At 54.8% G+C, this 22,799-nt stretch carries 24 protein-coding genes and 1 tRNA gene; 16 read left to right on the top strand and 9 right to left on the bottom strand.

Features of this window, described 5'->3' with window-relative positions; all coding sequences use genetic code 11:
- Positions 1-26: 26 nt before the first annotated feature.
- Positions 27-1,145 (bottom strand): LptF/LptG family permease, encoded by a 1,119-nt coding sequence (locus tag G523_RS0113855; RefSeq protein ID WP_022695661.1) that lies wholly within the window; start codon positions 1,143-1,145, stop codon positions 27-29.
- Positions 1,146-1,147: 2 nt separating this feature from the next.
- Positions 1,148-2,284, bottom strand: coding sequence for an LptF/LptG family permease (locus tag G523_RS0113850; RefSeq protein ID WP_022695660.1), 1,137 nt, complete (start codon positions 2,282-2,284; stop codon positions 1,148-1,150).
- 107 nt (positions 2,285-2,391) lie between these two features.
- On the opposite strand from G523_RS0113850, the gene G523_RS0113845 reads away from it, so the two are divergent.
- From G523_RS0113845 to G523_RS0113830, 4 genes are all read left to right on the top strand, one after another.
- Positions 2,392-3,846, top strand: a complete 1,455-nt coding sequence (locus tag G523_RS0113845) for a leucyl aminopeptidase (protein WP_027441764.1) — start codon at positions 2,392-2,394, stop codon at positions 3,844-3,846.
- A gap of 4 nt (positions 3,847-3,850) precedes the next feature.
- Entirely contained in the window at positions 3,851-4,306 is a 456-nt protein-coding gene (locus G523_RS0113840) for a DNA polymerase III subunit chi (RefSeq protein WP_022695658.1), read from the top strand.
- Positions 4,307-4,423: 117 nt separating this feature from the next.
- Positions 4,424-4,846 (top strand): nucleoside-diphosphate kinase, encoded by a 423-nt coding sequence (gene ndk / locus G523_RS0113835; protein ID WP_022695657.1) that lies wholly within the window; start codon positions 4,424-4,426, stop codon positions 4,844-4,846.
- 105 nt (positions 4,847-4,951) lie between these two features.
- The gene (locus G523_RS0113830; protein WP_022695656.1) at positions 4,952-5,641 is read left to right on the top strand and encodes a hypothetical protein; all 690 of its coding nucleotides are present in this window, start codon (positions 4,952-4,954) and stop codon (positions 5,639-5,641) included.
- Between the two features lie 239 nt (positions 5,642-5,880).
- Here G523_RS0113830 and G523_RS0113825 read toward each other — a convergent pair whose 3' ends face one another.
- On the bottom strand, positions 5,881-7,488 hold the full coding sequence (locus G523_RS0113825; protein ID WP_022695655.1) for a carboxylesterase/lipase family protein: 1,608 nt from the start codon (positions 7,486-7,488) through the stop codon (positions 5,881-5,883).
- Positions 7,489-7,696: 208 nt separating this feature from the next.
- On the opposite strand from G523_RS0113825, the gene G523_RS0113820 reads away from it, so the two are divergent.
- From G523_RS0113820 to G523_RS0113810, 3 genes are read left to right on the top strand one after another with little or no spacing between them, the layout of a single operon-like run.
- The gene (locus G523_RS0113820) at positions 7,697-8,251 is read left to right on the top strand and encodes a hypothetical protein (RefSeq protein WP_022695654.1); all 555 of its coding nucleotides are present in this window, start codon (positions 7,697-7,699) and stop codon (positions 8,249-8,251) included.
- Positions 8,244-8,684 (top strand): hypothetical protein, encoded by a 441-nt coding sequence (locus G523_RS0113815; RefSeq protein ID WP_022695653.1) that lies wholly within the window; start codon positions 8,244-8,246, stop codon positions 8,682-8,684. Before G523_RS0113820 ends, G523_RS0113815 begins: the two co-directional genes overlap by 8 nt.
- 41 nt (positions 8,685-8,725) lie before the next feature.
- Positions 8,726-9,370 carry a hypothetical protein gene (locus G523_RS0113810; RefSeq protein WP_022695652.1) on the top strand — a complete coding sequence of 215 codons (645 nt, stop codon included), beginning with the start codon at positions 8,726-8,728 and terminating at the stop codon, positions 9,368-9,370.
- 97 nt (positions 9,371-9,467) lie between these two features.
- On the opposite strand, the gene G523_RS0113805 is transcribed toward G523_RS0113810, so the two are convergent.
- The 6 genes from G523_RS0113805 to G523_RS0113775 all read right to left on the bottom strand — a co-directional run bounded on the left by G523_RS0113805 (position 9,468) and on the right by G523_RS0113775 (position 14,529).
- Positions 9,468-9,707, bottom strand: a complete 240-nt coding sequence (locus tag G523_RS0113805; RefSeq protein ID WP_022695651.1) for a GIY-YIG nuclease family protein — start codon at positions 9,705-9,707, stop codon at positions 9,468-9,470.
- A 105-nt stretch (positions 9,708-9,812) separates the two neighbouring features.
- Positions 9,813-9,887: transfer RNA gene (locus G523_RS0113795), tRNA-Phe, on the bottom strand.
- A 131-nt stretch (positions 9,888-10,018) separates the two neighbouring features.
- The gene (gene rlmJ, locus G523_RS19390; RefSeq protein ID WP_022695650.1) at positions 10,019-10,819 is read right to left on the bottom strand and encodes a 23S rRNA (adenine(2030)-N(6))-methyltransferase RlmJ; all 801 of its coding nucleotides are present in this window, start codon (positions 10,817-10,819) and stop codon (positions 10,019-10,021) included.
- A 79-nt stretch (positions 10,820-10,898) separates the two neighbouring features.
- Positions 10,899-12,656, bottom strand: a complete 1,758-nt coding sequence (locus G523_RS0113785; RefSeq protein ID WP_022695649.1) for a M28 family metallopeptidase — start codon at positions 12,654-12,656, stop codon at positions 10,899-10,901.
- 69 nt (positions 12,657-12,725) lie between these two features.
- A complete protein-coding gene (locus tag G523_RS0113780; RefSeq protein ID WP_022695648.1) occupies positions 12,726-13,571 on the bottom strand; it encodes a spermine/spermidine synthase domain-containing protein in 846 nt (281 codons plus the stop codon).
- Positions 13,572-13,632: 61 nt separating this feature from the next.
- Positions 13,633-14,529, bottom strand: coding sequence for a pirin family protein (locus G523_RS0113775; RefSeq protein WP_022695647.1), 897 nt, complete (start codon positions 14,527-14,529; stop codon positions 13,633-13,635).
- 122 nt (positions 14,530-14,651) lie between these two features.
- Between G523_RS0113775 and G523_RS0113770 the strand changes: the two genes are divergently transcribed.
- The 9 genes from G523_RS0113770 (at position 14,652) to panB (ending at position 22,730) form a co-directional block, all read left to right on the top strand.
- Entirely contained in the window at positions 14,652-15,200 is a 549-nt protein-coding gene (locus G523_RS0113770) for a uracil-DNA glycosylase family protein (protein WP_407674756.1), read from the top strand.
- Positions 15,122-16,183 carry an alpha/beta hydrolase gene (locus tag G523_RS0113765; protein WP_233347306.1) on the top strand — a complete coding sequence of 354 codons (1,062 nt, stop codon included), beginning with the start codon at positions 15,122-15,124 and terminating at the stop codon, positions 16,181-16,183. The genes G523_RS0113770 and G523_RS0113765 overlap by 79 nt, the downstream gene beginning before the upstream one ends.
- Positions 16,184-16,260: 77 nt before the next feature.
- A complete protein-coding gene (locus tag G523_RS0113760; RefSeq protein ID WP_022695644.1) occupies positions 16,261-17,208 on the top strand; it encodes a class I SAM-dependent methyltransferase in 948 nt (315 codons plus the stop codon).
- A gap of 87 nt (positions 17,209-17,295) precedes the next feature.
- Entirely contained in the window at positions 17,296-18,339 is a 1,044-nt protein-coding gene (locus G523_RS0113755; RefSeq protein WP_022695643.1) for a Glu/Leu/Phe/Val family dehydrogenase, read from the top strand.
- Positions 18,340-18,506: 167 nt separating this feature from the next.
- A complete protein-coding gene (locus tag G523_RS0113750; RefSeq protein ID WP_022695642.1) occupies positions 18,507-18,740 on the top strand; it encodes a hypothetical protein in 234 nt (77 codons plus the stop codon).
- Between the two features lie 126 nt (positions 18,741-18,866).
- A complete protein-coding gene (locus tag G523_RS20430) occupies positions 18,867-19,331 on the top strand; it encodes a DNA-binding transcriptional response regulator (RefSeq protein WP_155802763.1) in 465 nt (154 codons plus the stop codon).
- 170 nt (positions 19,332-19,501) lie between these two features.
- Entirely contained in the window at positions 19,502-20,677 is a 1,176-nt protein-coding gene (locus G523_RS0113740) for an acyl-CoA dehydrogenase family protein (protein ID WP_022695640.1), read from the top strand.
- 113 nt (positions 20,678-20,790) lie between these two features.
- Positions 20,791-21,825 (top strand): hypothetical protein, encoded by a 1,035-nt coding sequence (locus G523_RS0113735; protein WP_155802760.1) that lies wholly within the window; start codon positions 20,791-20,793, stop codon positions 21,823-21,825.
- 86 nt (positions 21,826-21,911) lie between these two features.
- The gene (gene panB / locus G523_RS0113730; RefSeq protein ID WP_022695638.1) at positions 21,912-22,730 is read left to right on the top strand and encodes a 3-methyl-2-oxobutanoate hydroxymethyltransferase; all 819 of its coding nucleotides are present in this window, start codon (positions 21,912-21,914) and stop codon (positions 22,728-22,730) included.
- The last annotated feature ends 69 nt before the right edge of the window (positions 22,731-22,799 follow it).

Below are 22,799 nucleotides of genomic sequence, written 5' to 3'. Positions count from 1 at the left end.
GTGTGCGCGACGGAAGTCAACAGGCACTAACCGTCTTCCATATAGGCGATTGCAGTGAGTGCCGCGAACAAAGCGAAGAGAGGAGGGGTGAAAGCAGCAACCGGCATGGAGGTCGCACCAGCCGCGCCGAGACTGCTTGTAATCTCTGTGACGAAGTAAAGGATGATGGCCGCCAGAGCGCCCCAGGCGATGAGCTGGCCGGTGCCGCCCAGACGCGCAAGACGCAGGCAGACAAGCGCGCCAATCAACGCCATTGCCACGTAGAGAATGGGTGATGCCAGAAGCGACTGGAAGTGCATCCGGTAGCGCGACGCATCAAGGCCTGCACGTTCTGTCTGAGCGATGAAGCCCGGCAGTCGCCAGAAGCCGACAGTCGACGGCGCGGCAAACCGATCAAGCAATTTTGCAGGGTCCAGATCCGTCGGGATGGATAGCGCATCGCGGTGCACAGGTGCCAGATCCGGCACTTGCTCGACTACATTAATGAGCTCCCAGAAACCGTCTTTCAGCGTCGCTGTGTCAGCAGAAATGCGGCGACGGAATGTGAAGTCATTCGTGCCTTGTTCGCGCGTATAAATGCGTTCGAACTCGAACAAATCGACAGAATTCAGAACGATGCCTTCTGTGCCCGTAGTGTCGGCATGGATAACGATTTGATCGGTTTCGCTACCCTGACGCAGCCAGACGCCATTGCGCTCTGCAGCTATGCCTTCAACCGGCGCGCCGGTCAGGCTCGCACGCGTTGTCTCAAAACGTTCGTTCAGATGCGCACCGACAGGGTTCAGAACAAATATTGCAAAAAGACCGAGCATCAGCGCCAGAACCGCCATTGGCGTCAGAAAGCGCCAGGCTGACAAGCCCGCTGCGCGCATGGCTGGAAGCTCAGTCAGGCGCGACAGGCGGGAATAAGCGATGATCGCGCCCACCAGAATGATGAAAGGCATGGTGTGCTCGGTGAGCATTGGCAGTTTCATCAACGAGAGCGAGATCGCCGTAAGGACGGAAATGTCAGCATCTCCGCCTACGGTACGAAGTTGCTCCACAACGTCGACCAGAAGGATGGCAGCGAGAATGACGCCCAGTGTCATGAGGACGGCAGCCACACACTGGCGGAAAACATAAAACTGGAGGCGATTAAACAACATGATTACGCAGCCTCCGCATTCTGGGTGTCATCGGATTTTTTGAGCTTTCGGGTCAGTGCAGGTATTCCGCCGACCAGATACACAAAGGCGAGCACACCTGTCGTTCCAAGCGGAAGAAGATACTGAACAATGTTCAATGCCGGATCACTCGCCGCGCTCGGTGGGACAGACAGTGACAGAATGACCAGCAACAGTGCGCCAGCGACTGAAACTGTGATCCGCTTCTGATAACCACGCCGGCTGAAATTACCGCCGGTTACGGCCAGCACCGCGATCATCGCCATGGCGAGGTTGAGCAGCGGTGACGCGATGCGCAAATGCGCTTCTGCCAGATAATTGTCCTGATCGCGGTTTTGATAAAAGTCACCCAGGTCAGGGAAGAACAGCTCGTGCAGGAAACGGTCTGACGGTTTCAGAACGAGGTCTGAATCTTCTGCCATGAAGTCGGTGAGTTCGAAAACATAATCATCGAAAACCAGAACCGACAGCTGGTCGAGTTCATCAACCTGCTGAATTTGGCCGCTTGTCATTCGAATAGCGGGCTGATTCTCGATCTCGATAAAATTACCGGTCTGCGCGATATAGATGGTCTCATTCGTCGGGTCACGCGTATCAGCGATCATCATCCCGCGGAAAACGCCGCCCGATGATTCGCGTACATAAATGGTCAGCCCATCGACCGGATAGGTGAAGGCACCCGGACGGATGAGAGACGAGGCGAGGTCTGCACGTGCCTCAGAAATTGTCTGGCGTAGTTCGCGTTGGGCCATTGGCTGGACAAAGAGATTTACGCACAAATGTGCAACGGTCACCATCACTGCGAGACGCATGACAGGAGATAGAATCTGCCAGCGTGTCATGCCTGCAGCCTGCGAAACGACGATTTCATTATCACGGTGAATACGGTTCAGCGCGTTCAACGCCGCCGCAAACAGGGCGATCGGGCCAAGAACCGCGATGATTTGAGGCGCACCCAGAGCGACAACGCGAAGATAGGTGAGGGCCGACTGACGGTTATCCACAATAAGATCAGTCTGCGACAGGCCTTGCGCCAGCAATGCCAGCAGCGCGAGACCACCAACAATCGTAATGACGGCTTTAAGAACGCTGAAAAAGATATACTTCTGAATTCGGTTCATAATCCTACTAACGTTTGTCTCTTTTCAGCTGTCGATGCCGTTTCAGGGTAAGGGCGGTTGCCGGAACACTCCAGAGGGCTTACTTCGAATTCAATTGGAGCAAAAGTATGAAGTTTGAAATCAAAGACACTTATAGTGGCGACGTCGCGATTCTGCTTACTCATGAAGCAGATTATGTCCCTGCTGAACTCGATGCCCTCGAAGCAGGCCTTGCTGGCAAGGTAAAGGCTGCAGTCGAAGCGGGTCGTTTTCGCGGTAAAGCTGGCCAGTCATTCGAATATTTTCTCTCTTCTGACGCAGGTCCGAAGAAAGTTATTCTCGTCGGTGCAGGAAAAACTGCTGAACTCACCGATGCAGAACTCGAGACATTCGGCGGTCACGCAGCCAAAGCTGTTCTGAATTCCGGCTACAAATCCGCAGACATCAAGGCGCCGAGCGCACGCGCGCTCGCTGGTGCGCGTCTGGCCGCTTACCGTTTCGACAAATACATGACGAAGCTGACGGACGACCAGAAGCCGTCTCTGGAAACCATCACACTGGTGACAGACAACGTATCAGCTGCCGAAGCTGAATGGGTTGGCCTCGCAGCGGCTGTCGCTGGCACCGAAATGGCGCGCGACCTGATGAACGAGCCACCGAACGTTCTTCATCCGGAAAGCTATGCTGATCGAATCCGCGAGATGGAAGAGCTCGGCATCAAGGTCACGGTCCTTGGCGAAGAAGAAATGACCAAGCTCGGTATGAACGCGCTTCTCGGTGTCGGTCAGGGTTCTGTCCGCGAATCGAAAATGGCGATCATGGAGTGGAAAGGCGGCGGCGACGAAGCTCCTCTGGCACTGGTCGGTAAAGGCGTCTGCTTCGACACGGGCGGTATCTCTCTGAAGCCGGGCCCGAACATGCAGGACATGAAGGGCGATATGGGCGGTTCAGCGGCGGTTGTAGGCGCTATGAAAACGCTCGCGCTTCGCAAGGCAAAAGCAAACGTTGTTGGTCTTGTCGGCCTCGTTGAGAACATGCCAGACGGCAATGCAAGCCGTCCGGGCGACATCGTGACATCCATGTCCGGCCAGACGATTGAAAACCAGAACACTGACGCTGAAGGTCGTCTCGTTCTGTGTGACGTACTCTGGTACGCACAAGAGAACTATAAGCCACGCGCTATCATTGACCTTGCGACGCTGACAGGTGCGATCATCGTGTCGCTCGGTCACGACAATGCAGGTCTGTTCTCGAACAATGACGAGCTCTCTTCCCAGCTGACGGCTGCAGGTCTTGCTGAGAACGAAACTGTCTGGCGTCTGCCAATGGGTTCGTCTTATGACAAGCTTCTCAAGTCACAGTTCGCTGACATGAAGAATATTGGCGGTCCGGCTGCCGGTTCGATCACTGCGGCGCAGTTCCTGAAGCGCTTCATTCAGAATGACACGCCATGGGCACATATCGACATTGCAGGCGTCGCCTGGAAGAGCGTCGATAAAGCACCGACAGACCCGTCCTGGGCGAGTGGCTTCGGCCCGCGTCTCCTCGACCGTCTGATCAAAGACAATTACGAGAACGCTTAATCTGATGGCGTGCGAGTGGTGGTTTTATCAACTCGAGCGGCCACCGATTGCCGGGGCGCTTGCGCCCCTTCTCGAGAAGGGTCTGGAACGGGACTGGCGTGTGCTGGTCTCGTCTCCGGATGTTTCCGCACTTTCCCAGCTCGATAAAGACCTTTGGCGCTGGAAGGATGACAGCTTCCTGCCGCATGGGCCGGAGGGGGAGCATTCGAGCCGACAGCCGGTTCTGCTCTCTGCATCGCTTGATAATGCAAACGACGCTAAAATTCTCGTTCTGATGAACGGTCAGGATGTGGAAACGCCTGATCAGCCGTATCAGCGGATCATGGTCGTCTTTCAGAGCGACGATCAGCATGCGCTTCAGACCGCACGCGGACAGTTCAAAGCAGCGCGAAATGCGGGGCTTAACGTCAAATATTACCAGCTCTCTGAGACCGGCAGCTGGATCGACAAGACGCGATAAAAACCGCCGTCATCGAAAAGTTACACACAAACTGTTGGCAGTGCGCATTTACGCAGCTATAGCGGCGCCAGAATATCAAGACCGCGATCAACGCGGTGGATAACAAGGATTCCTCCGATGGCTCTCGAACGTACTTTTTCTATCATCAAGCCAGACGCGACTGAGCGTAACCTCACTGGTAAAGTAAACTCTATGATCGAGGCTGCTGGCCTGCGCATCATCGGCCAGCGTCGTATTCAGATGACTGAAGAGCAAGCCAAGCGTTTTTACGAAGTTCACGCAGAGCGCCCATTCTACGGCGAACTCGTTGAATTCATGACATCTGGCCCGGTTGTTGTTCAGGTTCTCGAAGGCGAGAACGCTGTTGCGGCTTACCGCGAAGTAATGGGTGCAACAAACCCGGCAGAAGCTGCTGAAGGCACAATCCGTAAGGAAGTTGCTAAGTCTATCGGCGAGAACTCTGTTCACGGTTCTGACAGCGCTGAGAACGCTGCGATCGAAATCGCTCAGTTCTTCTCACTGGCTGACATCGCAGGCTAAGCGCCCGCGCAAAGCACATCTTACAGGGCCCGCACTCACAGGAGTTGCGGGCTTTGTTGTGTTTTAAGCCTTGTTTTCGACACGTCTCTGGCCGACATAAAGCACATGGCGATCCTGAATCTGCGAAATATCCTGTCTCTTGCGGCTGGCGTCTCTGCGTCTGCCGTGGCTGTGCGTAACGCGCTCGGCAAGGAAGTTGATAAACGCACGGACAAAATGATTGCCCGCGCTGTCGAGGAGGCGCGCGAAGAGCTGCGCATTCAGGCGCATACCTTCTTCTCTGACGGGTTCCGCCAGTTCCTCATCACGACGGGTGCGAAAGCATTGCTTGTGCTGATTGTGGCTGTGCTGTTCCTGTCGGGACTTTTGCCATCAAAATGGTCCGCGGTTGTACTGGCTTTGCTCTTTGTCAGCTTCTTTACCTTCGATACCGTCCGTTCTTTTCCGACGCTCAAATTCCTGCGTCGGGAGTTCAAGAAGTTCGGTTGGCGGCCCAAGCTTATCCTCTCCGAGACCGTCTCGGCGCAGGTATTCGAGAAAGTCCTGGAACGCGCCACAGACCAGCCTGTCGACAGCACAGAAAGCGTGCTGATGCTACTTGCGGGCCGTAAACGCGATGACGTGGTTGAGAAGGTCGCCCGCGCTGTCGCTGATATCGCGTCGACATCCAGCTGGGACGATGTGAAGCCGCTTGTGACGCGCTTCGCCGCCCGCTTTGCGCTCCTGTTTGTGCTGTACTCGGCGCTCGTCTGGAGCGTGATCTGGCTGATCCGCCACCATTTCGCGACGACGTGATTTTGTGCTCGGTGCTGATGCTTCGCGAGCTCAGCGCACCTGTGCCGGCGCTTTGCTTGTGGGTTCCCAAGCCGAGACTACGGTTCGGGCGATAGCCCGCCCCGCCGAAGGCGCTACGCGTCGTGAGGCATAATTGAATAATGAGAGCAAATAAAAGCAGCCTTGAGCCCGTTCTATGCGGACCTTGAGGTTCGCGAGAACAAATAAAAAAGGCGGCCATCTGACCGCCTTTCTTGTACTTAGCTTTCAATGCTTTGCCAGAATTCCCTGATCTCAGCGCGCGGGTCATACTCCACGCTCATTTCCGTATCAAAGATCATGGTTGCCCGCTCCGGTGAAGTGTACTCCGGCCAGTCCGGAACCTCATCATTGTTCGGGTTGCCGGTCGCAGCAAACGCTGCCCAGCTCGATGCGATACGGTCTGCCATCATAAGGCTTTCCGCGCTCGCACCTGTCAGGCCGCCGCGCACGGAGTGCAGGCTGAGACCGACATCAATGCCGTGAACCGCGCCGTAACGACCACCAAATGCTGGGCTCGGCCATTTCCAGAGATAGGTCCAGACCGGCGCACCACCCGCTGAGGCTTTCAGCTCGGCCTGACGGAAAGCAGACCGGCGGAAAGACAGGTCAGTGTCGATGCGCGCTTGAATCAGGTGAGGCGAGGCATCCGGATCTTCCGCGCGATACATCGCGACGGCGTCTTCCGCGTGATCTCCCGCGCGGCGACGGGCATAGGCCATAAGGCCTTCATCGCTCAAATCGAAGTTCGGCATACGGTAGGTCCGCTCGTCCAGCGCCGTTGAGATCACCATCGGTACGTTATGCGAGATAGCAGGGGCGTCCGGATCGAACGGGTGACGGACAATAGCTTCACCATCAATCACCGGCGCGAAGGATGTCGGGGCCTCGCCAAGCGCGCGGTCTGCCGCTTCGAGTGTCGCCTGCGCCTCCAGAATACGTGTGAATGGCAGGTCCTGTAGGCGATGAAGCTCATTCGTCGGGATTTCCAGCTCGCGCAGAAGGCGCTCCGCCGCCGCCGTGCCGTCATCCGCGGTGCGTGAGCGCAGCGCGGAACCGGACATGACGCCTGCGCGATGGATCAGGCCTTCCGCGCCCGGCATGGCCAGAAGCGTGCTGGTCTTCGCACCGCCGCCGGATTGTCCATAAACAAGCACGCGGTCCGGATCGCCGCCAAACTGGGCGACGTTCTCCTTTACCCAGGCGAGTGCGGAGACAATATCCATCATGCCAACAGCGCCGGAACGTGCGAACCGGTCGTCGAACTCTGCCAGATGCGCAAAGCCGAACGCGCCGAGACGGTGGTTCACCGCAATCACAACGCTGTCTGAATAGCGGGCCATTTCTTCGCCATCCATGCCGAACGAGTTGCCGGACCCGCCATAATATCCGCCGCCATGGATCACGAAGATTACAGGCTTCTTCGCATTCGCATCGAGTGTGGGGGTCCAGAGGTTTATCGCAAGGCAATCCTCGCCAAGGCCGGATGGGTGGCGATCAAAGACGATCAGGTCACCATAGGCAAAGGCACGACCGTTTGGCATTTGCGGCGCGGCATGGCTGAAATAAAGCGCATCTTTCACGCCCGCCCATGGTTCCACTGGCTGCGCTGGCATAAAGCGGTTCGCGCCGGAAGTTGGCGCGCCATAACGAATGCCCTTAAAGCTCGTAATGCCTGCGGCGTGTGCGCCGCGAAGACGGCCCTGCGCTGTCTCTACAACCGGAAACAGGGCGCTGTCGGCGAAGCCACGACCCGGCAGGGTTAGCAGGCCAGTGACAGCAGCGGTGCCAGCCATAAAGAAGCGGCGACCCGGATTAAATGGTTTCATTGTTACCTCCCGAACCACTAAATGCGTTTAGACTTATGTGTAGGGGAGTATCGCGACCGGCGCAATTGGTGAGTGCGTCGGGGATGTGATTTTCTGGAAGGGTGTTTTGAATGATAGAAATATAGGAGTCCTACGTGATATGATGTAGAACTACATTTAATCTCTCGTCGCCGGGCATCGGAACTGTGAGGGATCGCGAAGGAGAGTGATGAAACTTTCAACGAAGCTTATCGCAATACTAGCGCACGGGATGTTGCTGGGCTTCACCCTGCCTTCCCAATCCTGTGCATCACCACTGGACCCTTACTTTTCAGATAGTCGGGTTACTCTAGTGACCTATGCTCAGCTGGAAGACGAGTATGTGCTGGCGGATGATCAGGAGGTGCTGCTTTCGGCGCTGTCACTCCTGAATTTGCGGGATAGCACTTCAGTAAATTTGGTTGCTCCGAGGCACGGTCCCTTTCAGTCGATTTCGGCACGATATGTCGGTTATATAATTGGCAACCGATCAGTTTCCGCTTCTCCTGTCCGGGCCGACAGATATTTCTATTGCCGTTATGGTCAGCCATTTTCAGGTTATGGGAGCGTGTTCATCGATTTTGAAACCAAAGAGATCGTTGGTGGAATTTTGATCATTTCATCCGATCAGGTGGCGCTCAATACAAATATGAGTTTGGATGATTTCGGGATCGAGTTCAGTGTCACAGCTCAAACGGAGTTGTGTCTTATTTCGCGCAACGGATTTTCTCCTGAGTATGACTGACCCTTTTTATTGTAAAATCTTCGTTGCCACAGATAAGCCTATTGAGGAAGTGAGTAGGCTTGTAGCAATGCAAGTATCTGAAATTTTTGAGGATATTGAGGTCGATGCAGATGTGTCTCGAAATGACAATTTTCTGTCTGAGTGGGGGCAGGTCGAAGCATTCGATTTCATTGAAAACTGTCAGTTTTTTGTCGACCTTGTTCTCGTCGAAGAAAATGTAAAACTAACAGATCAGTTTCATTCCAATGCCGCGGAATTGGTGTGCGGCATTCGAAAATTGATCGGTATTGCGGTAGCGTCGTGCGAATTCGAAGACAAAATAGTAGATTTTTGCGGATGGAATTGGACTGTGAATAACCCTAACCCTCCTGGTTCGACGTTACAAAGGTTGTTTCGGGGTAGGGCGCATGTCGCGAAGAAATTCGGGAGATAAAACTAATCCAACCGCACCATGCGCCACCCTAAACTTGGGGCATGAACCCCGCGCTATCATCTGTTTCTGATTACACATCGCTGACCATCGGTCAGCTGATCGGGCTGAACCTTGCGCGGTTGTATGCCTGGTGCATGCGGCTTCACGCGTCCGGCGAAACGCGCGCGCCGCGTGACTTCGCGCAGATGGTGATCTCAACCGATGCGATGGTGCACGCTTATGTGCGCATGCTGGCCTCGAACCAGCTGGAGCGGGCCGGTTTGAACTTTGTGGCAAACGCCATGCGTATACCGATGGGTGAGCGACAAGCGTGTAGGTCGGCTCAAGCCGAAGGTGGAGCCGACATTTCTGTGTGCTCTCGCGTACCTTTGGTACGCATAGGGCGCGCTCAGGGTTGTCGTGTTTGCTCTCGTGAACCAAAGGCTCACAAAGGGCCGGCTCAAGACTGTGATCTCATCTCATTGGCCGAGCTGTCTGATCAGCTTCAGACCACAATCGAAAACTTTGAACGCGCCGAAATACTGGCGAGCCATTTGGCCCGTGTCACGGTCTGCGCGCTGGCTTATCTTCAACCTGAAGAGCGCACGTCTCTGGAGTTTGATGAGCCGACGGAACCAGCTTTTCCGTCTTGTCAGCACATCACGACATCGCACGAGCCATGGCCGCCTCCGGACCGCGCGGCATAAATCTTTTCGTTCGCTATCTGATTTCAATTTTTCCAATTAATATCCATGCGCGGCAAGGAAACCCCTTGCGGCGATACTGATGTATCAGGTGTTGGGATTACAGGCGTTTCTTCGCAAATGCGCGGCCTGATGCCGTTTTCAGGTAGGTTTCGAAATCCTTGGCCTTTTCGGCGTCGGAGAACCCAATATAGGTTTTCAGCGCCCACGGCTGAAATTTGGCAGTGTGGCCAACTTTACCAGAATTATGCTGAGCGAGCCGCCGTTTCAGATTGTCTGTGATACCGGTGTAATAGCGGTCATGCGTAGATTGGCTCTGAATAATGTAGACATACATCATTTTGAAAGTCCGCCTTCGCCGCGGCTTCGGCGCGACATCCGTTTCGCACGCTACACGCTATCGCGCTGTAGCGAAATTTTTCGAAGAAAAATTTGCGAAAGCGGATGGTGCCCGGGGGCGGATTTGAACCACCGACACGCGGATTTTCAATCCGCTGCTCTACCCCTGAGCTACCCGGGCATCTGGGGTACGCTAGTAAAGCGAGAGGGCTGTATAATTGGCTGTTGGCGTGCTGTCCATCACCTTCTGCGCTGAATTTGACATTTTTTTTGGTCGCGCAGGAAAGCGTATGTTTTGCAGGCGGTTTCTCTCTATTCCTGCGCCCACAAGGTCTCACAAACTGCAGCAATTTCAGCGGACGTCTCAATCAGGTTCTGAGGAATCCGATATGAGATCATTGCAGTGCCAGCGAGCGCGGAATTTGAGTCCGGATCATCCGGCCAGCGTGCCCCCGCAATGCCGCCTTCTTCAAGTTCTGCCAGATAGGCACCAAATTCATCCTCGCGCCCGTCTTTGAAGAGGGGGAGCCAGATGATGATGATGGCATTCGGCCAACGACGCAGGGCTTTAGGCGTCCACTCGATCAGGGCTTCGAGGTCGCCGAGCGTTTCATAGCTCGGGTCGATCAGAACAACCATTTGCTCTTTTGAGCGCGGGGCGAGCGACAGCGCGCCGCGATAGCCATCCGCTTTACGAATCTGCGCACGTGGATCATTGCCGATGTTTTTCGTCAGCGCGGCGTATTCTGTCGGGTGGAGTTCGAAGAACGCCATGCGGTCATCCTTGCGCAGGAAGTGCGTGGCAAGGGCAGGAGAGCCCGGATAGTTTTTCAGGCCGCCTTCCGGGTTCAGACGTTTCACTTCATCCAGATAGGGGCGCATGGAGGCGGGCAGGTTTTTGACGTCGATCAGCTGGCCAATACCGTCCGGAAATTCGGCGCCTTTCTGGGCTTCCTTGGAGTTCAGATCATACATGCCGCGTGCGGCGTGCGTCTCGACATAGAAGACTGGCTTTTTCTGTTTGGCGAGATCGGCCAGCACGGCGCTCAGAATAGCATGCTTGAGAACGTCAGCGCGGTTTCCGGCGTGATATACGTGTTGATAGCTCAGCATGGTGTTCGTCTGCCTTTTGAAAAATAAGAAGGGCCCGCCGGTGATGGCAGGCCCTTTAACATGGAAACGGCTTTAAGTTCTATTGCGCGTTTGCTGCGAGGTCTTCCTGACGGATCGCCTCGAACTCATTGCCTTCATACCAGGTTGGCCACTCATCAGATTGCGCGATGCGGCGGCCCACTTCGTAGAGTGCTGAGATATTCTGCTGCATACCAGACAGGTCCCAGTTCGGGTTATATTCGTCCTGTGGCTTGTGATAGCGCAGTGCCGTGTACTCGGCTGCGGCTGCCGTTCCTGCAGGGCGTCCGCCTTCAACCATGTCGTCACCGCCGTCCGCGTAGAGCATTGGGATGCCGATTTTCGCGTAGCTCACATGGTCTGAGCGGTAGAAATAGCCGTTCTGCGGAAGCGGGTCCGGTCGCACGACACGGCCGTCTGCCTCAAGAACATCTGTCAGAATGTCTTCCAGCTCGGATGCGCCATAGCCGACAACCACCATGTCGAGTGTCGGACCGGTTGGAAGCATGCCGTCCATATTGATGCCGGCAACAATCTGATGGCTATCAATGACTTCGTTCTCAGCCATGTAGGCCGAGCCCAGCAGGCCGGACTCTTCAAGCGTTACTGCTGCGAAGAGAACCGAACGGCGTGGGGCTTCAGCCACCATAGCTTCGGCGATGTCGAGCAGGCCAGCAGAACCGGTCGCGTTGTCTACGGCACCGTTATAGATCGTGTCTTCGGAAGCGAAGCTGAAGTTCGGGTCGTTTGGGTCGGCTGCATTGCCGAGGTGATCCCAGTGCGCAGTGAAGAGAACAAATTCGTCCGGAGCTTCTGTGCCTTCAATCATGCCGAGCACGTTGCGTGATTCTGCGTACTCAACAGTCTGAACGATGCGGCCCGATGCAGTGAGGTCGTCCATATCTACGTAAGAGAAACCCGGTTCTGCAGCTGCAGCATAGAGATCATCAAAGCTGAGGCCTGCCTCATCGAAGAGTGCGCGCGCGACGTCTTCGGTAATCCAGCCTTCCATCATGGCGCGGCTCTCACCGCCGTCGGCATAGACAAGGTCCGCCTGAGCGCCTGTCCATGAGTTGGCGACAACGTCCCAGCCGTAGGCAGCTGGCTCTCTCTGGTGAATGATGATGGCAGCCGTTGCGCCCTGACGGGCCGCTTCTTCGAACTTGTAAGTCCAGCGGCCATAGTATGTCATGGCATTGCCGTTAAAGAGGTCAGGATCCTGAGTGGCAAAGCCCGGATCATTCACGAGGATGATGACGGTTTTGCCTTCGACATCGAGGCCTTCATAGTCGTTCCAGCCATATTCCGGCGCGACTGCGCCATAGCCAACGAAAACGACTTCGGAATCTTCAAATGAGATGTCCATTTCGCGTTGGCGCTTGGACCAGATCACAGCGTCAGAGCCGATCTCGAATGGCGCAGCGTCGGCAGACGAGGAAATTGTCAGAGATGATTGCTCTTCATCGACCGTCTGGTTGACCATTTCAACGGTCTGGTACCAGGAGCCGTCATTTGCCGGAACAAGACCGATACGCTCCATCTCTGCAGCGATCCAGTCGGCAGCAGCTTCACCAGCGATGCTACCTGGGCCGCGGCCCTCGAATGTATCGTCTGCCAGTGTCGCAATCCGCACACGCAGATCGTCTTCTGTGATTTCCGGAGACGTTGTTGGAAGCGGCATGAGTAAGCCGTCATCGGCTTCGACGGCGGCTGTATCTTCAACGATCGGCGCCTCTGCCTCTGGGGCGTCAGTCTCTGATGATGGCGAGCACGCCGCCAGAATGGCCCCGAGGGCCGAACATGCAAGTAGTCGTTTCATAGAGGGCATCCTCTTTCAGAATTTTGATCAGACTTGGCACGCTGTGCCCCGATCGGCAAGTTTGTGCGCCTATTTCATCATCTTCCGGACATTGTTCGGAAGTGCGAGTGCACCTTTGGCAATATCCATGTTGAAGTAAACCAGCTTGTCCTCGTCGACATGGTCGTATTTTGGTTCCAGCGGGTTGTCGTCACTGATCAGGCCGCCGCACCAGTCGCCCGAAATGTAGAACGGGCAAGGCATCAGGAATGGCTTGAAGTGAGTGAACAGGTCTGCCAGCCGGTGGTACATGAGCGACATGCCGTTTGTATAAAAGGTCGGGCTGCCAAGCATCTGGCAGGTCACGCCGCCCGGACGGATGGCCTTTTTGATGTGCGAGTAGAATTCGTCAGTTACGAGCGGATTTGCCGTTTGTGCGCCAACGTGAGCTTCTTCGCAGACATCTGTTGAATCGATGATGATCGCGTCGAACGCATTCTCCTGCTCGGCGAGATATGCCGCGCCGTCGCCGATCCGGATTTCGACGCGTGGATCTTTGAGTCCGGCTGTTAGCTCGGGCAGGTATTTTTCGGAGACTTCCACGACAACCGGATCAAGCTCCGCAAGTACGATGCGCTCCAGTCCCGCATATTTAGCGAGCTCTGTCACCGTGCCGCCATCGCCGCCGCCAATCACCAGAACCGACTTCGGGTTCTCAATGCATGAAAGGGTCAGGTGCACCATGTGCTCATGATAAACGTAATGCGTGTCCTCAGACAGCATGAGCACATCATCAATCAGCATAACGACGCCATGAGCATCTGTCCTGACGAGTTTGATGTCCTGCCATTCGGAGGTCTCGTGCGCGATGAGCTCGCCTTCGACAAATGAGCCGTAGGACGGAGTATGTTTGTCTTCGAATCTGTTCTTGGTCATGGTCACTTTTTATGAGTGCATGCCTTTTGCGGCAAGACGCGTTGTGAGCAGGGCTCGCGAATTATTGGTCTTCCGGTAGCGGGATGAATTCATCCTCGTTAGGCGGCATGCCGAAAGGCGTGTTTTGCCAGTTTCCGGCGATTGATGCGCGCCAGTCTTCCTTAGCCTGATCGATACGTTCTTTGGTCGATGCGACGAAGTTCCATTCAATGTAGCGGCGTTCGGTGTGCGGTGCGCCACCAATAATGGCGATGCGCGTATTTGCGGCCAGTTCGACGGAGCCGATGTCACCGGGTTCGAATACAACCATTTGTCCCTCGGAAAAGGTGTGCCCCTCGAAGGTCATGGTTCCAGAGACGACATAGGCGGCACGCTCTTCGGTGTCTGCGGGCAGTTGAAGGCTGCATTCAGTTTCCGTCTCTGCGACGACATATAGAGTTTCATGAGGGAAACGGACCGGCGATGTCAGCTCATAGGCTTGCCCCATGACGACGCGCACTTTGGCGGGGCCAATCATTGCTTCGGGGATATCTGCTGCGGGGTAGTGATCAAACGCCGGATCGCATTCTTCATGCGATTTTGGCAGCGCCAGCCAGGTCTGGATGCCGTGAAGGCGATGACCGTTCTTTTCCAGTTCTACGGGTGTCCGTTCGGAGTGCGCGATGCCTTTGCCTGCTGTCATCAGGTTGACTGCGCCCGGATGGACTTCGATTTCGGTGTCCAGCGTATCGCGGTGGAGCATTCCGCCTTCAAAAAGATAGGTGACGGTGGAGAGGCAGGTATGCGGGTGTGGGCGGACATCTATGCCTTTGCCTGACGCAAATTCAGCAGGCCCAATGTGATCGAAGAAAATAAAGGGACCGACCAGCTTTTGCTTGGCGCTCGGAATCGCGCGTCGCACGGAAAATGCGCCGAGGTCATGTTCTTTCGGGCTAAGGACAAGCTTGATGGATGACATTGTATGGCCTCTGATGTGAACTATGGTTGGTATGTCAGATAGTGTGTCGGAATAGAATGTCATTGGAGCAAGGGTCGAAACCGGAGTTTGACGCGTTTTGTGCTGAGGTGGGCAGTTGTCGAGTGTGCTTGCAGTCGAAAAATCCTCTGCCGCATGAGCCGAGACCCGTCTTTCAAATTCATCCTGACGCGACCTTATTGATCGCGGGGCAGGCGCCGGGAAATCTGGTCAATCTGTCGGGTCGTCCGTTCACCGACCCGTCCGGTGATCGTCTGCGCGACTGGATGGGGATTGGCTCCGACATTTTCTACGATGCGTCGCGTGTGGCGATCGTTCCGATGGGCTTCTGTTTCCCGGGTTACACGCCCAAAGGCGCAGATAAACCGCCGAGAAAAGAATGTGCCTTGACATGGCGTGAGCAAATGCTCACATACTTGCCTAAGATCAGAACAACGCTTCTGATTGGTGGGTATGCCCAGAAGTGGCATTTAGAGGACGGATTTAAGGGGCGCGTTACGGATACGGTTGAGAATTGGCGGGCTTATGCGCCGCGTCACTTCGTGCTGCCGCATCCTTCATGGCGAAACAATGCATGGCTGAAACGACATTCATGGTTCGAAACAGATTTGCTTCCCGAGCTGCGAAGGGCGGTGCAATCGGCGCTTGCCTGAGTGTTGCCCTTATTCTGATCCTCACCACGATTTTGAACGGCTGTGTCAGCCATCTTTATCCCGAGTTTCCCGAGGAACGTATCGCTATGCCGCATTTTGATCTGGACCGGTCGCGTTTTGTCTCATTCGACGGTGCCGAACTTGGCCTCACGGTCTGGGGAGGTCATATACCTCAGCCGGAACATGTTGTTGTCGGTATTCATGGGATGAATGATTACGCGAATGCTTTTCATATGGCGGGGCCGTGGTGGGCTGAGCGTGGTGTCACAACGTATGCCTATGATCAGCGGGGATTTGGCAGGTCTCCCAATCATGGTCGCTGGCCGAATGAAGACACCATGCGGGAAGACCTGCGCACAATTGTTCGTGCTGCGCGTCAGGCTCATCCTGAAGCGACGCTGACTGTTGTTGGTATCTCGATGGGCGGCGCTGTTGCGATGTCTGTTTTCGGAGCTGACGGCGCGCCAGACATTGACCGGCTGATCCTTTCTGGGCCGGGGCTTCGCGGCATGGGTGCCATCCCGTTCTATCAGAAAATTGCACTTCAGCTGGCAACGCGTGTCCGTCCGAACTGGATTGTAACGCCGCCACGCCGTTTTGTTCGAATCGAGCCTTCCGACAATGTTGAAATGCTTGAGCGGACATGGTCGGATCCGCTTATGCAGCGAGAGAACCGGATCGATCAGGTTTATGGCGTTGCCCAACTGATGGAGACAGCTCACCAGCGGGCTCAAAATCTGCCTGAACGCACTTTGCTTCTGTACGGTGCGAAAGATTATGTAATCCCACCGTCCGGGGTGGAACGCACGGCCCAGGTGCTGCCGTCACATGTCCGCACAGCCTATTATGAAAACGGCTATCATATGATGATGCGAGACCTGCAGGCAGAAACGGTTTGGCAGGATCAGCTTGCCTTCATGATTGATCCGGAAGCATCGTTACCATCTGGTGCGTCTGCTTTGCCATGGATCGCCGAAAACTGATCCTCACAGAAGCCTGATGTTAACCATTGTATCATAATCAATAAGTTGATCAGACAGATTCGGGTGAGCCTGCAATTATGGTGGCAGCGCTGAAAAAATTAACTGGCGATGACCTCGTCGGGCGGTTTTCCGCCTGGTGGGATGGTCGTGAGTATGTTCCTTCCGGCGATGCTGAGTCCGAAGACACCGAAGCTGCGCCCGTTGAAGCCGACATTCCCGAAATAGAGAAGAAGCCCGCAAACACTGATGCGTTGTCTCCTGCAGCCTCGCGCATAGCCGCGATTGAGACTGTCTGGGGTGAGGGCCGTTTCGGTCCCGGAAGTGCAGAAATCGAAGCGCGCCTGACGGACAGTCTCGGAGCGATGGAGAATGGCTCGGAAGACCAGTTTGGCGTCATCAATTCAGATCCCGCCACTGTGCGACACATTATGGGCGTTACCGGAGGCACACCTGTCATTTCAGAGTGGCGCGTGCCTTGCGCGGGTCGTTTCCGTGAAGAGTTTCCTGACTTTGAGATGATGAATGGCGATCTTGATCGTCCGCCATTTCAGGCTGAATCACTGAAAATGATGTTCAGTCAGGATGCGTTCGCCTACTCAGATCACAAGTCCGGCCTTGCTGTGCGTGTGTTCAGGAGCCTTAAGCCAGGAGGCCAATGGGTGATTCTGGATACCCTGCGCGGTACGTCGACGGGGCGTCTTGCGTCTGCCTTTGCCTCATCATGGAGTGAGCCGCAGCTCGTTGATAGCCACGAGATTGCGGAAATCTGCGAAGGGGCGGGTTTTGAGCTCGTGAGCGACGAAGATGATCTGACCGGCGATGTCGTGCACGCTGCACGGCAGTCTTTTGACCGTTTCGGGCAGGACCTGTCATCGCGTCTGGCAGGCAAGCTGGAACAGGTGAATAAGGTCGTCTACATGCAGGAGCTCGGCTGGGAAGCTGAAAGCTGGAAGTGGCGACAGCGGGCTCTGGCTGGCGAATTGCTGCAGGTAAAAATGTGGAAATTCAGGCGTCCGGTTGAATAGCCTTCGGTATCGGTAGTTTTGGGGTTGTTTAATCCCTGTTTAGCTGTAACAGCGCAATAATAGTTCTCGCAATCGCTGGGGTAAGCCATGTTTGATCTGCCGTCATTTGATGCGCATGAAGGCGTTCACGTATTTCACGACGACAAGACCGGACTTCGTGCCGTTATTGCAATTCACTCAACGGCGCTTGGGCCCGCAGCAGGTGGATGCCGGATGTGGGACTATGTGGACAGTCAGGCAATGGTTCGCGATGCGCTGCGGCTGTCTCAAGGTATGTCTTATAAGAACGCGATGGCCGATTTGCCTCTGGGCGGCGGTAAGTCTGTGATCTGGGGCAACGCTAAGACGGATAAATCACCAGACCTGTTTCGTGCCTTCGGACGCGCGGTCGAGTCGCTGTCTGGAAATTACTGGACCGCGGAAGATGTTGGGCTGACGCCGCAGGACCTGGAATATGCCCGTGAAGAAACACGCTATGTGGCCGGCCTCACGTCCGGCGCTGCTGCGAGTGGCGATCCGTCTCCCGTCACAGCTGAGGGGGCTTATCGCGGCATTCGTGCAGCGCTGCTGGCAGACACCGGCTCTGACGAACTGGAAGGCCGCTCTATTGCGGTTCAGGGTGTCGGTCATGTTGGTGCGAACATTGTCCGCAAGCTGCGCCGTGAGGGCGCTACGGTTTACATCGCAGACATTGCTGCTGACGCAGTCTCTGACCTCGCCAATGAAACCGGCGCGATTCCGGTGGGCGTGGATGAAATCCTGTTCCGGGAAGTTGATGTGGTGTCACCGAACGCTCTGGGCGGCGTTCTGAACTCCGACACGATAGCCAAGCTCAATTGTCGGATCGTAGCCGGTGCAGCGAATAACCAGCTTTTCGCTCCGGAGATGGGTGATGAGCTTGCTGCTCGCAGCATTCTGTATGCGCCTGATTACGTGATCAATGGCGGCGGCATTATCAATGTCGCGGCGGAAATATCCGGCAATTACGATGAGGACTGGGTGGAATGTAAACTGTCGTCTCTTATCGATACATTGCGTGATGTTTTTGAGCGATCCAAGTCTGAAGGGCGCGCGACACACAGAATTGCAGATGAAATCGCAAGATCCCGCATCGCGGCAGCCCGTAGGTAAATTCACCTATATTTCAGGTTGCTTGGGGGAGGTTTATACCTGAAATTTGGGCAAGTACGCTAAATTCCGTAGCTGTTTTCAGTTAATGGCGTCGATTTTGCTGGAATTCATGAGAGGAATGAATAAGCTTCATAAAGGCTGGGCGGAAGACCTAGGGGGGACACAATATGTCGGATGTGATTGTCCATGTATCAGTTGGTGACAATCAAACTGAAAGCAAATTCTTCGCAGCGATTGATGCGTTCGCACGCCAGCGTTTCGGCGTTAAGAACACTCACAGCGATGAAGCGCCGGATATCATGGTGAAAACGATCCATTCCGGACAGAGTATCCGGAAGGCGATAACGTTTCAGGACCGCGAAACGGCGAGCGATTTTCTGAATTTCTGGCGCAGGCAGTGACGCCTTCAACTTTGTATACAGTGCTATACTGAAGGTCTCGTGCGGAGTGCTCCGAACGGAACGATTTAAATATTTCAATCTTTACTGATATGATTGCACTAGTTGCTGCTGATTCGGGAGGCGGATGTGCAATCATTTGCCCGTAATACAGGCACCATGCTCGACGCATCTGATCTGCTCGATGCCATGAAGCCAAAAGTCAGACTCAATATCGTGTTGATTGAAGACGACGCGCGCGATGCTTTGCTCTTTCAGGAGCAATTGCGAAGAGCGTCATTCATTACGCCCGAAGTGACTCACTTTACGAGTCTAGAAGCCTTCTTTGAGTCGAATTGTGACAGTCCGGACGTTCTGGTTCTGGATCGCTTTATCCAGCGTGTGGGGCTTACAGAAGGGCGAATCCGTCACGTGAAGGCGCGATATCCCGAGACAGGGATCATCATGTACACCGGTTCTATTGCTCCGGCTTTGCGCTCTATTGCGGTGCAGGAAGGTGCGTTTGCGGTTGTCGAGAAGGGTAGCCTTTCGCTGACCGAGCTCGAGCTCCTGATCATGACGACCGCGTATGTAGGCTCAAAAATAACCAACTGAAATCGCTGTTTGTGGCGTCAAAAAAGCATGAAGTATTCGACCTATTCGTAATAGTTCGCTCTCTCAAGGCTTCCCTTTTGCCAAAAAATTTGATGGATGCAGTTTGAAGATGCATGAGAGTGACACAAGTCACCCATCGATGGGCAAGCGTAGTCTGCAGGGAGAGCACGATGAACTTTATTGGTGAACCAACAGAAGACCAGTTGGCGATTAAAGATGCCGTAGAGCGTACATGCTCTCAGTTCGACGATGAATACTGGCGTGATATCGACGAAACGGGTGAGTGGCCTGAAGCCTTCACAAAGGCGATGGCCGAAGGCGGCTGGCTGGGCGTTGCGATGCCGGAAGAGGTCGGTGGTGCTGGCCTTGGCCTGACTGAGGCATCTATTGTGATGCACACAGTCGCGCGCTCTGGCGCAGGCTTTTCCGGTGCATCTGCGATCCACCTGAATATTTTCGGTCCAAAGCCGCTGGAGATTTTCGGGTCTGACGAGCAGCGCAATGTGCACCTGCCGAAGATTATCTCTGGCGAGCAGAAAATGTGTTTTGCTGTAACCGAGCCGAACTCCGGTCTGGATACGTCAAACCTTGAGTCCAAAGCAGAGAAGCAGCCAAATGGCGACTACAAGCTATATGGCCGTAAAATCTGGACGACGGGCGCACAGCGCGCGGACAAGATTTTGATCATTGCGCGCACGACGCCAAAGGATCAGTGCTCAAAGCCGTATCTCGGTCTGTCCCTGTTTTACACCGATTTCGATAAGGTGAAGGCTGGCGCGACGCCAATCCCGAAAATGGGTCGTAAGGCGGTCGAATGTAACATGCTGTTCTTCGACGGTTACGAGATCCCAAAAGAAGACCTGATCGGTGAAGAAGGGCAGGGCTTCAAATACCTGCTTCACGGTCTGAACCCAGAGCGTGTTCTGTTTGCTGTAGAAGCGATTGGTCTTGGTCAGGCGGCACTGGCAAAAGCAACTCAATACGCGAATGAGCGCCGCGTGTTCGGTCGGGCGATCGGTCAGAATCAGGGCATTGCGCACCCGCTTGCTAAATCCTGGGCAGAACTCGAAGCGGCTGAGCTGATGGCTTACAAGGCTGCTTCCAAGTTTGACCAGAAGCTGGATTGCGGCGCGGAAGCGAACGCGGCGAAATACCTGGGCGCTGAAGCAGGCTTTAAAGCGTGTGAAACGGCTGTTCTGTCTCACGGCGGCATGGGCTATGCGCGTGAGTATCATGTTGAGCGCTATATGCGCGAAGCGATGCTGGCTCGTATCGCGCCGGTGAGCCGCGAGATGATCCTCAACTACATCTCCGAACGTGTGCTTGGCCTGCCGAAGAGCTATTGATCCAGATCGGGCAGGTTCCGGGCCTTTCCTGGAACGGGACCTGCTCTTTTGCTTTGATCCATCGGCCCGCTCAATGGCACTCTAGTTTCATTTAGGTTGTGGAGGGTGTCAGAGTGATCCGTAATTTGGCATTTCTGATTTGCATGCTCGCTTGGCCCGCTTTCTGTCAGAGCGCGGCTGCACAGCGTTCTGACCCGGCGGGCGAAGTTGCTCCGCAACCGGATAGTTGGGAGGCCATCAGTAGCGAGAGAGGCGCTTTCACCCTCTACTACATTGATGCTTTCCTTTACAGGGACCGCTTCAATCTGGCGCTGTGGAGTCGAGAGGATGCGATTGAAGGGCTTCACGATCTGCTTGACGCGGTGACCAATCGTGAAGCCTCCGTTCATGCGCGTTTGAGCGCTCTGGAAAAGAGCGGCATTCTAAGTGAACGTTTAGAGAGCGCCTCGACGACTGCAGAAAGATTGAGTAGCGAAATTCAGTTGGCTGCGTCGCGTACGAGGTTCGCAATTTTATACCTGACCGCGCAGCTGGAAACAGAAGACCCACTTCGAGGGCACTCCGAGTTTCGCTCCTCGCTTCAGGCTATGGCTCAGCAAACGGCCACCTACAACGCGCAAAATGAAGTGGAAATAGCCTCCATGGATGGCGGTGATCTGTCTCTCCAAGGGGTTAGAAATCCTCAAGCAGTTGTCCTTGAGCTTGAGAACAACACGCGCGAATTGCTGCTCAGTTTTCAGGAAGTGCTAGGGCTTCTGGAAGGCGTATCAGGCATGCCTGAGAAAAGTAGTGTTCGCGCGCAACTTCAGGACATCAGGTCACGTCACGCTGAGCTTGTCCAAGCCGGACGTGCTTCACGGCAGGAATGGTTTGAGCTTTTGTCGTCGCAGGAGCTAGGAATCAGTGAAAGGCAGCGTGCGGTCATTCTGAGCGTGATGGAAACATTCGACGCAACTTGGGCTATAGACACCGAATTGGTCGACCTTGTCAGTCGTTTTGAGCGCGCTTTCTTTTCTTCAGAGATTTCTCATGATGATCAGGTCGGGATTTACTGGGAAATATGTTTGGATATCCACAGGCTTCACGCCGCGCGCCATGATCTCATGAATCAGCGCGCTGCGTTTGTGAGTAGCCGGTATGGACCTTGATAGAGATCAGTTTCCTGCAGTCTAAGGTTTCTTTTACCGACAATAAGATTTAAGCAGCCTGTTCACAGATTGAGCAGGAGTTCGACTTGTCGGCACAAACTCAGATTCGACGCAAAACCGTACGTGATATCGCCAAGGCTAAAGGCGGTACGCCGCTTGTATGTCTGACAGCCTATGATGCGCCGCGAGCTGCGCTGATCGACGAGCACGTAGATGTTATCCTCGTCGGCGACAGCGTTGGTATGGTCGTTCACGGGCTTGATTCAACTGTCGGCGTTACGATGGATATGATGGTGCTGCACGGGCAGGCCGTCATGCGCGGTGCCAAGCAGGCGTTTGTGGTGGTCGATATGCCGTTCGGGTCCTACGAAGGCAGCCCAGTTCAGGCGTTTGAAAACGCGTCCCGCATTATGATGGAAACACGCTGTCAGGCTGTGAAGCTGGAGAGCGGCGTATATGCAGGTGAGACGGTGCGTTACCTTGTCGAACGCGGCGTTCCAGTCATGGCACATGTCGGCTTGCGCCCGCAGGCGATCAACGTGGATGGCGGCTTCAAAGCCAAAGGCCGGACCGACACAGAGCGCGAGCGTGTCATCAAGGAGGCGCGCGCCGCTGAAGATGCAGGTGCGTTCGCTGTGGTTGTGGAGGGCGTTGCCGAAGACCTCGCTGCCGAGCTGACACAGGAACTCAGCATTCCGACAATCGGGATTGGTGCGAGCGCGAAATGCGACGGACAGATTCTCGTAACAGAGGATATGCTGGGCCTGTTCGAATGGACGCCAAAGTTTGTGCGCCGCTATGGAAATGTGAAGGGTGAGATTTCCTCCTCGGTTGAAAAATACGCCGAAGAAGTGCGCTCCAGAGCCTTTCCGGGCGAGGCGGAAACTTATTCGCTGAAATCTTAGAAATCTTTAAAGTGAAGACGCGTTGAAGAGTGGGCAGACACCCGCTAATGTCTCGCCGCAATGTGAATT

This window comes from Ponticaulis koreensis DSM 19734, assembly GCF_000420665.1.
GTDB lineage: Bacteria > Pseudomonadota > Alphaproteobacteria > Caulobacterales > Hyphomonadaceae > Ponticaulis > Ponticaulis koreensis.
The sequence above is the reverse complement of the archived record's forward strand: the minus strand, read 5'-3'. Positions and strand labels throughout refer to the sequence as shown.